This is a genomic window from Chryseobacterium sp. Leaf180 (assembly GCF_001424585.1).
Taxonomy (GTDB): domain Bacteria; phylum Bacteroidota; class Bacteroidia; order Flavobacteriales; family Weeksellaceae; genus Chryseobacterium.
In genome coordinates this window covers 1,344,160-1,358,066 of sequence record NZ_LMPJ01000001.1, presented here as the reverse complement: position 1 = coordinate 1,358,066, position 13,907 = coordinate 1,344,160, and the positions used below count along the sequence as shown (strand labels likewise).

The following is a 13,907-nucleotide window of genomic DNA, read 5'->3' as shown; positions in this document are numbered from 1 at the left end:
TTTTGGAACCCTCTCCCAAAACCGTTTTCTGTCGTACAAAGATAATGCTAAATATTTTTTAGAAGTTTTACTGATGTCGAAAAACACAAGAGTTTTTAGAATTAAAAATTTCCTAATTAAATTTAAAATATTATTCATATTTTTACAATAAACAACAATTAATATGATAAAAAAATTACTTTCTACAATTTCCTTTATATTTTACATAATCCTACATTCACAATCAACGTTTGAATACCAAAGATCTTGGGGAACTTACTTAGGACCTATTGGAGGCAAAATTCATACATATATATTCAACGGAGACGCACTGTTTTTTGATTCTCAAAATAACATTTATACAAAAGGTTATATTGAACCGATTGCCGGCAATCCTGTATCTTACTACCAACAGTATAGTTTAGGAGGCGGACAGAATTTTCAGTTTGGACCCGATTCGTACTCAACAATCAATTTTTATACAAAATTCAATAGTGCCGGTACTCTTTTATCCTATCAATATCACCAGAACCTAAGTAACATTCCTGGCAGTTACACCAAAGAATTACTGCATATTGATCAGTCAGATAATAAATATTTTCAATTTAAAATCACCGCATCCACCGCTCCGCCTATACCTATAACAACAGCAAGCTGGAATCCTTCTGTTGGAGAATTTATCCTGGCAAAATATGACAGTTCTGATAATCTTCTCTGGGCAACCTATCTACCTTCTGCTGTCAGGATGACATCAGATAATAACTTGAATGTGTTTGTAACCGGTACAACTTTCGATGGTGTAAACATTGGAACTCCTGGTGCTTATCAGGATAATTATCAATACATGTACAATAATGGAAATCCAGGCTGTGGTTTTTTAGTAAAACTTAACCCAAACGGACAAAGATTGTGGGGCACATTGTATCCGGGTTACTCTTCAACGATCAAGTATTTTTCTGGTGCAGTATATCTAGGTGTTACTTCATTTCAGGCAAACAATCAAATTATTATTCCTACTGCAAATGCTTTTCAAACTATAAAAGGGCAGTTTGCATTGCTTAAAATAAATGCGAATGACGGCAGCCGAAATTGGGGAACGTATTATGCTAATCCCACGGGAAGTAACTCGGTACGAAACATTGAAGTTAACGAGTCGGGGCTTTATATTTTAGGCGATGAAAGTTATCAAAGCAATAATGCAAACCCTAATTTCTACGGAACAGTGGGAAGTCATAAACCGCAAAACACAAGTCCAATGGATCTTTTCTTAACAAAATTCAGTCACGCAGGAGTAAGATTATGGAGTACGTACGTTGGCGGATCGGGTTGGGATCTCGCACAGGGATCTCATCAACCAATCGCAGTTTCAGGTAATGACATCTACATTTGTGGGCAGATCTGGGGAGTTAGCAACAATGTCGCAACTTCAAATGTATATCAGCAATCTCCTACACTTAACACAAATTTATCCATCAATCGAACTTTTTCAAAATTTAATACTGATGGAGTTTTACAGTGGACTTCATATTATGGAGGCTCCAGTACTTCAGCAAATGAAGGTTTTAATATCGCAGTAAAAAATTCTTCATTATATCTTTATGGTGACACAGCATCTCCAATAGGGATCACAACTCCCGGAAGTTTTCAAGCACAGTTTACAGATCCATACCCCACTAATTCACCGTCGACAAAGCGATATATGAATTTTTTGGTAAAATTTGATTTGAAAAATTTAAATACTTCAGAAACAGCAAAAACGCAGAAAATCACTTTACATGATAATCCTAACAATGGAAATTTCGCACTGCGGGGAGATATTTTTGGAAAAGAAGGTCAGATTATCAGCATTTTTGATCTTTCAGGTAGGCTTGTTTATAAGAGAAACTTAGTAAAAAGGAAAGAGAAAATACATCATTTGAATCTACAGCCTTTACTTGAAAAGGGAAATTATATGGTAAATATTTTAGGAAAAAACGGTAATCTCATACAAAACTTTAAAATGACTGTCAACAAATAACGTTTAATTATAATACATAAAATTATTTGCAGCAAAAGCGGTTTTGAAAAATCATCAGAAACCGCTTTCTTTATATAGTAGTAATTGAATACAACTTTTTATTATGCACAGAATTTTTTAAAATCTGTTAAAATGAAAACTTCCGAAATCTTCGGCACAGCGTTTGAAAAGAGTTGGAGACAAACCCATAAAAGAAATTTAATTATGAAAAATGTATTCAAAATTTTAGGAGCATTCGTGCTGTTATTCTTCACGGCAATCTCATTTGCATCTTGCAGTAAGGATGATGATCCTGCAGACAGCGACTTCTTCGCAGGAACTTACAAAGGAAACATTCTGTATAATGGAAACGGAAACAACATCCAGGCTAATGACGGAAGTGTTTTTGTAACCAAAATTGCAAGCGGAACAAAATATAACTTCGCTTTCTCAAACGGAATTCCTGATCTGAACGGAGTAGAATTTCAGAAGCAAGGTGATAATGTATTGGTAAGCATCGGTTCTACAGCCACTTCTTACATCAGAATTGACAACAATACACTGAAAATTTTGTATTCTAAAGACGGAAATACCTGGACGGCGAACTGTACAAGATAATCAATCACATTTTATAAAATTAAGATTAAAACCTGTTTCAACTGAAGCAGGTTTTTTTTGGGCTGAAACTTTTTAAAGCTAATTTTAAGGTGCGATAAAATTCAGTTAAAATCATTAATGATTCTACAACCGATTATTTTCTTTTGTACATTTACTTCAGTAAAAACAACCAAGCATTATGAAAAAATTCATTACCGCAATGTCTCTTATTTTAGGACTGGGACTTGCCAACGCTCAGCAGACTATGCCGGCAAAATCTACCACTGCAAAAACTACAGTACAGACAAAAACCCAAACTGCAAAACCCGCTGCAACAGCCAAAGTAACTGCGCAGACCAAAACCACTAAAACTGAAACTGCAAAACCTGCCATGAAAATGAAGGCAGACGGTACGCCGGACAAACGCTACAAAGAAAATAAAATGCTGAAAAAAGACGGAACGCCTGATAAGCGTTACAAAGCAAACAAATAACATTCTTCATCAAATTTCCAGGAGACCGACAGAGCAATCTGCCGGTTTTTTGTATTTAATAAAAAGATGTAATGAGAATTGAAGAAGAACATTTATTTTTGAAGTATGCTAAATTTCATAAAAAAATTCGCGGCAAAAATCTGGGCCAGCCAACATATAAAAAAAGCTGATATGTGGAAATCCCGCTCGGTGGAAAATCAGCAGAAACTGCTTTTCGAAATGGTAAAAACTGCTGAAAAAACACTTTTCGGGCGCGAACATGATTTTGAAAATATTAAAACTATTAAAGATTTTCAGGAGAAAGTTTCGGTTGCAGATTATGAAGATCTGAAGCCTTATATTGAAAAAGTAAAACGCGGACAGCGTCATATTCTCTGGCCGGAAACTCCGGAATATTTTGCTAAAACTTCGGGTACGACGAGCGGCTCGAAGTATATTCCAATTTCTAAAGAAGGAATGCCTTTTCAGATTGCGGGTGCGCAGAGTGCGCTTTTTCATTACATTCAGAAAAAAGGAAATGCCGATTTCGTGAACGGAAAAATGATTTTCCTGCAGGGAAGTCCGGAACTTGAAGAGGTTTTTGGGATTAAAACCGGGCGTCTTTCCGGAATTGTGGCGCATCACATCCCCAATTATCTTCAGAAAAACCGACTGCCAAGCTGGGAAACCAATCTCATAGAAGACTGGGAAGCGAAAGTCGACAAAATCGTGGAGGAAACCGAAAAAGAAAACATGACGCTGATCTCAGGAATTCCGCCATGGCTGATAATGTATTTTGAAAAACTAACCGCAAAAACCGGTAAAAAAATAAAGATACTCTTCCCGAATCTCCAGCTGATCGTCACCGGTGGCGTCAATTACGAGCCGTACCGCGAGAAAATGGAAGAACTGCTTGGTGGAAGTGTGGATATTGTACAGACTTTTCCTGCTTCTGAAGGCTTTTTTGCGTTTCAGGATGATTATCAGAAAGAAGGTTTGCTTCTGCTGACCAATCACGGGATTTTCTATGAATTTATTCCTTTAGAATTATTCGGAAAGCCGAATGCGCCGCGTCTTACGTTAAAAGATATTGAGCTGAATAAAGATTATGCGATGATTCTCACGACCAATTCCGGGCTTTGGGCCTATTCCATTGGCGATGTAGTGCGGTTTATTGATAAAAATCCGCACCGGGTTTTGGTGAGCGGGCGTACCAAACATTTCACCTCCGCTTTTGGTGAGCATGTAATTGCTTTTGAAGTGGAAGAAGCGCTGAAGGCCACTTTACAGAAGATTCACGCGCAGATAACCGAATTTCATCTGGCGCCGGAAGTCAATCCCAAAGATGGTTTGCCGTATCACGAATGGTTTATCGAGTTTGAAAAAGAGCCGGAAAATTTAGAAGAATTTAAAAACGAACTCGAAAGACAGCTTCGCCAGCGAAATACGTATTATGATGATTTGATTTCCGGAAATATTCTGCAGAAATTAAAAATAACGTCGCTGAAGAAAAATGCGTTTCAGGAATATGCAAAATCTCAGGGAAAACTAGGCGGACAGAGTAAAATTCCGCGGCTGGCGAATGACCGCAAAATTGCTGAACTGCTTGAGAAATATCAGTTTTAAGACACACTTAAAAAACACATGAAGAAAACAATTTTATTTTTCATCCTTTATCTGACGTCTTCCTGCGCCTCTACTCTGTATGATTCTAGAAGAACAAATGAAAACTTTGATGAACTGCGCGCGGGCGACAGATATATCTTTGAAAAAAAATCTTCAGATAGATTTTCAGTGACGGTCAGTTCGATTCAAAAAGACAGCATTATTGGTTTCGATGGAAAAAATGAGTCAGCTGTCGCTAAAAATGATATTAAAAGGGAGGTAAAAAACAACACTGCCGGCACGGTGATTCTCGTAGGTACGATCGCAGGAAGCGTGGTCGTAGGAACTGTCGTCCTTAAAAAAGCGACTGATGCGGCAACATCAATTCTAGGCGCGCCCAGCGAAAATTAACTGTAATAAATTATCATTCACAAGAAAACAACATTAAAAATCAAGAAAAATAATTGATTGACGTGAATTTTTGCCGTTATGAAAATCGTATGTTCAAAAAAAATGATACATTTGAGAAATTAAATAAACTAATGAAAGCATCTGTACTTTTAAAGTCATCACTTCTTACATCACTTTTTGTGATCTCATCGTGTGCGACCACCAAATATTCTGAAAATATCCAGGGCAATAATTACAGTAATCTTGAGGCCGGTAAAACGTACGTTTTCAGCATGCGCGACGGCAGCAAGAGACAAAAACTGCTTTTCAGAAATATAAAAGGCGACACGATTATCGGGATGGCAAGCAAGAAAGACAGCGCGGAAATTAAAATCGCAAAATCTGCTGTCGCTTCTGCAAAAGATACGAGAAAGGCAAATATTACGACCGCAGGCGCTGTAATTGCTGCTGCAGGCGTGGCCGCTATCGTGATCAGCGCTTCACGTGCAGACTAAAATTTTCTAAATAACCTATTTCTGATAGCCTTAAATGTAGATTTAAGGCTATTTTTGCATCATGATTTCTCTGGCTCCGCTCAAAATTTTAGAAAATAAAGAATTCCGGAATCTTCTCACAGGAAGATTTTTTATCGTTTTAGCCTTCAGAATGCTTGCTACGCTTTTGGGCTGGTGGGTTTACAAACTCACGAAAGATCCTTTTTCTATCGGTTTGATTGGTTTGGCTGAGGTAATTCCGGCGGTGAGCTGCGCTTTATATGCGGGCCATGTAATTGACATGAATGAAAAGAAAAAACTTTTGTTAATCTGCAATTACGCGTATTTTTTTCTCATAAGTCTTTTGCTGATTCCTGCTTTTTTTAATGTAAAACTTCATTTTTCCGGACACGAAATCACATATTATATTTACGGCGTTATTTTTCTTACGGGAATTGCGCGCGCGTTTATCGGGCCGATTGTTCCGTCGATGATTCCAAAGATTGTAAAGAAAATCAATCTTCCCAAAGCTATTACGCTCAATCAGGCGACATTTCTGATTTCTTCGGTTTGCGGTCACGCGGCAGGCGGTTTTCTTATTGAGTATGTCGGAATTGCTTACACTTTGGTAACCGTAATTTCGCTGCTTCTGCTTTCTTCATTTTTCTTCTGGAAACTCAACAGGCAATATTCTGAGCATAAAAAAGAAGAGATAAAAGTTCTGGAAAGTATGAAAGAGGGGATTTCGTATATTTTTAAAACAAAAGAAATTCTCGGTGCACTTTGTCTCGACATGTTTGCAGTACTTTTTGGTGGTGCTGTCGCGATGATTCCTGTTTTCGCAACGGATATTTTAAAAACCGGAGCTGACGGTTTGGGTCTGCTGAATGCCGCTTCTGACATCGGCGCGATGATTATTATTCTCAGTCTTTCAGTTTTCCCAATTAAAAAAAATCAGGGAATCATTTTGCTGTTTGCAGTGGCAGGATTTGGTTTGTGCATTATCGGTTTCGGCGCTTCAAATTATTACTGGCTATCCTTTATGTTCCTGGTTTTAAGCGGAATTTTAGACGGAATTTCGGTGGTGATCCGAGGAACGATCGTACAGCTGAAAACGCCGGATCATATCCGTGGCCGGGTTTTAAGTGTCAATTCAATATTCATTATGTCGAGCAACGAAATGGGTCAGTTTGAAAGCGGTCTGGCTGCAAAATACCTCGGTGTGGTACGCTCTGTTTTGGTCGGCGGAACCATTACTGTGCTTATCGCGATTTTGGTGGGTACCACGAATAAAAAACTGCGGAAAATGCAATATTAAGTACTAAAGAACCATTTGATTTTAACGGTATTAAATATTCGTTATCATTTAATTATTTTTATATTTGTAGATAAATTTTTTTTAACAATGAAAAAAACTCTATTATTTTTTCTAATTATATTTTCCCAACTGTTCTTCTCGCAGTCAGACTGCCCGACAGCTATTACGGTTTGCGGTAACTCGGGAATTTCTTATACACCTTCCGGTGCCGGAAATATTTTAGAAGATCTTCAGGGATGCCTTGTATCTGATGAACATTATTCTGTTTGGTATACATTTACTGTAGCAACTGCGGGAACCCTTACTTTTACGATTAACCCAAATGTTTTTGCCGATGATTATGATTTTGCTGTTTATGGTCCAAATAAACAATGCTCAAATCTCGGTTTACCGGTGCGATGTAATTTCTCAGGTGCAGATGGTCCTACAGGATTGTCTACATTAGCAACAGATCCAAACGGTGCTTTTCCGAATGGAGGTCAACCAGGACAGTTCAGCAGTGCATTGAATGTTCTTCCCGGTGAAACTTATTATCTGGTTGTAGATAACTACTCACTCTCTGCAAATGGCTTTACCTTAACTTGGTCAGGAAGTGCACAGTTAGCTTCACCTTTTAATGATCCTACACTTATCACCAATCCTTTTATTACACCTGGTCTGCCAAATGCGAATCCAAATGGTTTGAATGAGGTTATCGTATGTACCAATCCTGCTACTTTTAATTTTAATACTTTAAGCACTGGTATTATAAACGGAAATACAAACTTTACGGTGCAGTATTTCTTAAATACCAATGATCAGATTACAGGAACAAGCCCGATAACGACGCCGATCATTGTGAACACTACAGACACTTATTACTACAATATCGTTTACACAGATCCTACGAATCCAAACAACCCTATTAACCGCTGTGCGCTGAACGGCAGTTTTAAATTTAAAGACGGAACCATTACGATTAATGATGCTACGCTAACCAAGTGTAACAATAACAACGAAGGAACTGCCGTTTTTAACCTGACGGATGCAGCAATTAACAGTAATGCGACCTATACTTTACAGTACTTCCCGTCGATGTTTGATCTGAATAACAATACCAATCAGATCACCAACATTTATCAGTACCCTTCTGCCGGAGGCTCTGTTTATGTTTTGGCAACATCACCTTTCGGATGTAAAGATATTGCAGAGATCAAACTGCAGTTTTATCCTGTGGTGGTGGTTAACGAAGCAACAATACGTTCTTGTGCGATCGAAACAAATCCTTCTACCGGTAAATTTGATCTCACGGTTCCGTCGGTAACCTTACAGAGCCCTGTTACGAAAAAATATTATCCTTCTGCAGCAGATGCTGTAAACCAGACAAATGAGATTTTAACTCCGACAAACTACATTGCACCTACGGGGTTTGTATACGTACGTGTAATAAACGGAAACGGCTGTTTTACAGTAGCAAAAATCAATCTGATTGTTATTCCGCAGGTATTTTCAACAGTTTTAAAAGATAAAACAATTTGTTTCGAAGGTAAAACAACATTAGATGCCGGCCCAGGATTTACAAGTTATCTTTGGAGCACTGGTGCCACAACACAGACCATTAATAATGTTGGTATTGGTAATTATACGGTGGTTTTAAAAACAGGAGAATGTACTGTAACTCAGAAAGTAACTGTTTTCCCAAGTGAACAGCCTGTCATCTCCGACGTTGATATTAACAACACCACCGTGACAGTGAATGTTGCCGGCGGAACTCCACAGTATGAATATTCTTTAGATAACGTAAAATGGCAGACCAGCAATATCTTTACCGATTTGGGCAGAGGCGACCACACCATTTACGTAAGAGATTCTTACAACTGTACACCGATACAGATCGTGATTGTTGTTCCGAATCTAATTAATGTAATCACTCCGAATGGTGATGGTGTTAATGATTTAATTGATTACTCATCATTAGCCGGAAAGAAGAATCTTACCATGAACATCTACGACCGATATGGCTACAAAGTGCATACTGCAGACAGAAGCAACGGTTATAAATGGAACGGGACAACCAACGGAAACAAAAAGGTACAAACAGGAACCTACTGGTATTCTCTCACGTGGTCTGAGAATAACAAAAACAGCACTTCTGTAAAATACTCTGGCTGGATAATGGTAAAAAACAGAGAATAAAATAATTTATACCACAATAAGCCGCCTTTTTTGGGCGGCTTTATTTTTTGCCACATTTTTTGTTTTAGTTTTATTAAATTTGTTTAAAATACATTTCAATATGAGAAAGTTACTACTCTTTTTTATACTTATCACCGCACAGCTTTTCTACTCTCAGTCTGACTGCGTAAGTGCGATTCCGGTTTGTGGAAATTCAAATCTTTCCTATACGCCGTCAGGACCAGGAAGTGTTCTCGAAGATCTTTCAAATCCTGGATGTCTACAGCAGGATGAGAACTTTTCTGTATGGTATTCTTTTACCATTGCTACGTCAGGAACGCTTACATTTACAATAAATCCGGCCGTTTTTGCTGATGATTACGATTTTGCAGTTTATGGCCCCAACGCGAATTGCGCAGCTTTAGGTGCACAAATCAGATGTAATTATTCTGGTGCAGACGGACCGACAGGTTTATCTACACAGGCAACCAGTCCGACCGGAGCAATTCCTAATGGAGGTGCCCCATCTCAGTTCAGCAGCGCGATGGATGTAGTAGCGGGAGAAACATACTATTTAATTGTAGATAATTTTTTAAGCACTGCAAACGGTTTTTCACTGACTTGGGGCGGAACAGCAACCCTTACATCGCCGTTTACAAATCCTACTCTTACACCAAATCCATTTATCACACCTGGCATACCTGCGGCAAATCCGGCAAATCCGAATGAGATTTTGAAGTGTGCTCTTCCGATGATGTTTGATTTTACCACTTTGTCAACAGGTATTCTTAATGGTAACGTAAATTTTACTGTTACCTATCATGATAACGTAAATGATGCGATTACAGGGAACAGTCCACTTACGACTGCAACTGTAAACGGGACAACAATATATTACTACCGTCTAGAATATAACGATCCTGCAAACCCAAATAGTGCCGTGAACGGATGTTTTATCACCGGAAAATTCAAATTTAAACAAGGTAATATTGTGGCTCTCGATGCAACAGTTACTGCCTGTAATATAAACGGCTTCGGAACAGGATTATTTGACCTTACGACCGCAAATGTTTTCGGTGATCCCACAGCAATAAAAAAATACTATCCCACGCTTGCTGATCTGAATGCAGGAACAAACGAAATTACCAATCCGGCCAACTTCACATCAGTTGCTCCACGTATTATCTATGTAAAAGTAACTTCGCTGGAAGGGTGTACAGATATTGCGGAAATCACGCTTCAATTTTTACCACCACTTCCTGTGACTAATTTTAATCTGCTTGGATGTAATAACAACAATCTGGAAAGTGGAATTTTCGATTTAACCTCTGCACCAGTGTATGCAGATAATACAGTTACCAAAAAATATTACCTTACTCTTGCAGACCTTACCGCAGGTGTGAATGAAATTACCAATCCGCAGGCATACACTTCTACAGTCCCTAAAAAGATTTATGTAAAAGTGATTAATTCACAGGGTTGCACCGGTAATGGCGAAATTACTTTAGGTTTCTATCCGGTTGTTGTAGTTTATACAGCAAGCCTTCAGTCTTGTTTTCTTCCAATAAATCCTACGACAGCGCAGTTTGATCTTACCACGGCAAACGTTACTACACAGAACGGAACAAAACAATATTTTACGACTTTGGCCAATGCCAATGCAGGCACAAATCCAATTCCAAACCCGTCTTCTTATATTTCGGCAAACGGAGAAATTTTTATTACTGTAACAAGTGCACAAGGCTGTTATTCAGTCGCAAGGGTTAATCTAAAAGTGATAGAGCCCGTTTATTCTACGGTTTTAAAAGATAAAACAATATGTGTTGAAGACCGTACCACATTGGATGCAGGACCTGGTTTTGCTGGCTATGAATGGAGCACAGGTGCTACAACACAGTCTATATCAGGTGTAGCAGTCGGTTCATACTGGGTGAAACTGAAAACCGGGAACTGTATCACCACTCAGACAGTAACTGTAAAACCAACAACTCAGCCTGTCATCGCAAGTCTTGATATCGCTAACAATACCATCACAGTAAACGCAACTGGTGGCACTGCACCTTACGAATATTCATCGAACGGCACCAATTGGCAGACTTCAAACGTACTGACCAATTTGCCAAGAGGAGAAAACAAAGTGTACCTCCGAGATGCCAACAAATGTGTGCCTGTAGTGATTGAAGTTACCGTACCAAATCTGATTAATGCGATCACGCCAAACGGTGATAATGTGAATGACGAAGTTGATTATTCGGCTTTGGCTTACAAGAAGAACTTGGTTTTCACAGTGTATAACCGTTACGGAAACAAAGTGTACGAAGCTGATAAAGTAAGAAATTACAAGTGGAACGGAACTTCTGCAGGTAAGAAAATTCCGACAGGAACCTACTGGTACACCATCACTTGGAATGAGAATGATACTGCCGCAACGCAGACCAAATATTCCGGATGGATTCTTGTGAAAAACCGCGAGTAATATTCTAGATACCTTAAACATAAATCACCTCAGAAATGAGGTGATTTTTTTATTAACACCAAGAACCCTTTAGACAAAAGGATTTCCGCATGTGCCAAAAAAAATGTTGATTAGTATTTCAGGCTTCTTTTCGAAATAAACTATCTTTGTGCAATGGCTCAGAAAGAAACTTTATCGTCTCTTACACAAGGAAATTTCGCGAGAGAACTCTCGATAGCGGATGGCAAAATGCCGCCCAATGCAGTAGATTTTGAACGTTTGGTAATAGGAACTTTTTTAATTGATAAAAAAGGTCTCGATCACTCGATCGATCTTCTTACGCCTGAAGTATTCTATGATCCGCGACACGGCGTAATCTTTTCAGCCGTTTTGAAACTGTATGAAGGAAATCATCCGGTCGATCTGATGACCGTGATTCAGGAACTTAAAAAAGAAGAAAAACTCAGTACCGCAGGCGGCGATCATTACATCATCGAGCTGACAATGGGTGTGAGTTCATCAGCGCATATCGAATATCATGTGCGCGTGATTCTTGAGAAATATATTCTTCGGAGTCTGATTAATGTTTCGGCGAATGTGATTGATACTTCTTATAAGGAATCAACCGACGTTTTTGAACTTTTAGATAAAGCAGAGCAGTCATTTTTTGAAATCACCAACGGTACCATTAAAAAAGGTTTCGACACGGCAAATACTTTGGTAAAACAGGCAATTGACACAATTAAATCTTTAAAAGATAAAGAAGGAATCTCCGGCGTTCCATCCGGTTTCCGCGATATTGATAAAGAAACCGGTGGCTGGCAAAATTCAGATTTAATCATCATTGCCGCGAGACCGGCGATGGGGAAAACAGCTTTTCTGCTTTCGATGGCAAGAAATATTGCGGTTGGGCACAAAATCCCGATGGCACTTTTCTCTCTTGAGATGGCTTCGGTACAGTTGATCACCAGAATGATTGCTTCCGAAACTAAAATTTCATCTGAAAAACTCAGAAAAGGAACTTTGGACGATGAAGAATGGCAGCGACTTTTCAGCAATGTTTCAGAGCTGGAAAATGCGCCGCTTTATATCGACGAAACACCTTCGCTTTCTATATTTGACTTTCGGGCAAAATGCCGGAGACTTGTGATGCAGCATGGCGTACGGCTGATCATGGTCGATTATCTCCAGCTAATGACGGCAGGATCTGCAGGTAAAGGCCCGGGAAACCGTGAGCAGGAAATTTCGATGATTTCAAGATCATTAAAAGCCATTGCTAAAGAACTTAATGTTCCGGTTATTGCACTTTCTCAGCTTTCACGAAGTGTTGAAACGCGTCCCGGAAAGAGACCTCAGCTTTCAGATTTGAGAGAATCTGGTGCGATTGAGCAGGATGCGGATATCGTATCATTTATTTTCCGACCTGAATATTACAAAATCGGTGTTTGGGACAATGATGAGGAAGGACAGGAAACCACGACAGAAAATCAGGCAGAATTAATTATCGCAAAACACAGAAACGGAGCCACTGCCGATGTGAGGCTTTCTTTCCTGAAACATTTTGCTAAATTTGATGATATTGAAGCGGCTTTCAACGGTAGCGGTTATGGCGGAAGCATGCAGCCACAGCCAAGCGGTTTCGATAAAATCAGGACGACGATACAGCCGGGCGCTGCTTTTGATCTTCCTGATAATTCTAAAGTTTCAGGCTCATCGATGAATGATCTGGATGACGAAGATGATTTTCCTTTTTAATTTTTAGGCTGAAATTTAGATTTAATTAATTTTAAGCTTAATAATTACACTTCATCAAAAATGAGAATTGAAATCTATACCGACGGCGCCTGCAGCGGAAATCCCGGCAAAGGCGGATACGGCATTCTCATGCGCGTTCCCGAAAAAAATTATCAGAAAACATTTTCAAAAGGCTTCCGAAAAACTACAAACAACAGAATGGAACTTCTTGCGGTAATTACTGCCCTTGAAAAGCTGAAATCTACAGAAAACGACATCCACATTTTTACCGACAGCAAATATGTTTCTGATGCAATCAACCAAAACTGGATTTCCGGCTGGGTAAAACGAAGCTGGAAAAACGTGAAAAATCCTGATCTTTGGAAAAAATTTTTAGATCTTTATAAAATTTATCAGCCAAAAATTCACTGGATAAAAGGTCACGCTGGTCATATTGAAAACGAATTGTGCGATAAACTGGCTGTTGCAGCCGCAGCTTCAAGTAATCTTCTCGTCGATGAAGGCTTTGAAAATGTCTCTGATAATCAGCTTTTCAAATAAGCCTGTTATTTTTAAATCCCTTTTAAGACTTCCCATTCTTTTTGATTCTTTCGATAAAAAAGCAGATCGATTACACTATAACGATTATTTTCGAGAAAATTAAAAGAAGTTGATTATTTATCTTCTTCCTTTTAATATCTTTACGGCTTGAA

11 protein-coding genes are annotated in these 13,907 nt (G+C 38.8%); all 11 read left to right on the top strand.

What is annotated here, in order from left to right:
- Positions 1 to 163: 163 nt before the first annotated feature.
- The 11 genes from ASG01_RS06350 (at position 164) to rnhA (ending at position 13,755) form a co-directional block, all read left to right on the top strand.
- Positions 164 to 1,996, top strand: coding sequence for a T9SS type A sorting domain-containing protein (locus ASG01_RS06350; RefSeq protein WP_055861523.1), 1,833 nt, complete (start codon positions 164 to 166; stop codon positions 1,994 to 1,996).
- A gap of 132 nt (positions 1,997 to 2,128) precedes the next feature.
- Positions 2,129 to 2,593: a hypothetical protein gene (locus ASG01_RS06345; protein WP_410492806.1), complete on the top strand. Its 465-nt coding sequence runs from the start codon at positions 2,129 to 2,131 to the stop codon at positions 2,591 to 2,593.
- Positions 2,594 to 2,771: 178 nt separating this feature from the next.
- Complete coding sequence (locus ASG01_RS06340) at positions 2,772 to 3,065, top strand: hypothetical protein (protein WP_055861521.1); 294 nt, start codon at positions 2,772 to 2,774, stop codon at positions 3,063 to 3,065.
- A gap of 105 nt (positions 3,066 to 3,170) precedes the next feature.
- The gene (locus tag ASG01_RS06335) at positions 3,171 to 4,670 is read left to right on the top strand and encodes a GH3 auxin-responsive promoter family protein (protein WP_055861519.1); all 1,500 of its coding nucleotides are present in this window, start codon (positions 3,171 to 3,173) and stop codon (positions 4,668 to 4,670) included.
- 18 nt (positions 4,671 to 4,688) lie between these two features.
- Positions 4,689 to 5,060 carry a hypothetical protein gene (locus ASG01_RS06330; protein WP_055861514.1) on the top strand — a complete coding sequence of 124 codons (372 nt, stop codon included), beginning with the start codon at positions 4,689 to 4,691 and terminating at the stop codon, positions 5,058 to 5,060.
- Positions 5,061 to 5,191: 131 nt separating this feature from the next.
- Positions 5,192 to 5,554: a hypothetical protein gene (locus tag ASG01_RS06325; protein ID WP_055862227.1), complete on the top strand. Its 363-nt coding sequence runs from the start codon at positions 5,192 to 5,194 to the stop codon at positions 5,552 to 5,554.
- A 61-nt stretch (positions 5,555 to 5,615) separates the two neighbouring features.
- A complete protein-coding gene (locus tag ASG01_RS06320) occupies positions 5,616 to 6,851 on the top strand; it encodes an MFS transporter (protein ID WP_055861511.1) in 1,236 nt (411 codons plus the stop codon).
- An 87-nt stretch (positions 6,852 to 6,938) separates the two neighbouring features.
- On the top strand, positions 6,939 to 9,026 hold the full coding sequence (locus tag ASG01_RS06315) for a gliding motility-associated C-terminal domain-containing protein (protein WP_055861508.1): 2,088 nt from the start codon (positions 6,939 to 6,941) through the stop codon (positions 9,024 to 9,026).
- Positions 9,027 to 9,126: 100 nt separating this feature from the next.
- A complete protein-coding gene (locus ASG01_RS06310; RefSeq protein ID WP_082498297.1) occupies positions 9,127 to 11,481 on the top strand; it encodes a gliding motility-associated C-terminal domain-containing protein in 2,355 nt (784 codons plus the stop codon).
- A 153-nt stretch (positions 11,482 to 11,634) separates the two neighbouring features.
- Entirely contained in the window at positions 11,635 to 13,215 is a 1,581-nt protein-coding gene (gene dnaB / locus ASG01_RS06305) for a replicative DNA helicase (protein ID WP_055861502.1), read from the top strand.
- 60 nt (positions 13,216 to 13,275) lie between these two features.
- Positions 13,276 to 13,755 (top strand): ribonuclease HI, encoded by a 480-nt coding sequence (gene rnhA / locus ASG01_RS06300; RefSeq protein ID WP_055861499.1) that lies wholly within the window; start codon positions 13,276 to 13,278, stop codon positions 13,753 to 13,755.
- Positions 13,756 to 13,907 lie beyond the last annotated feature (152 nt).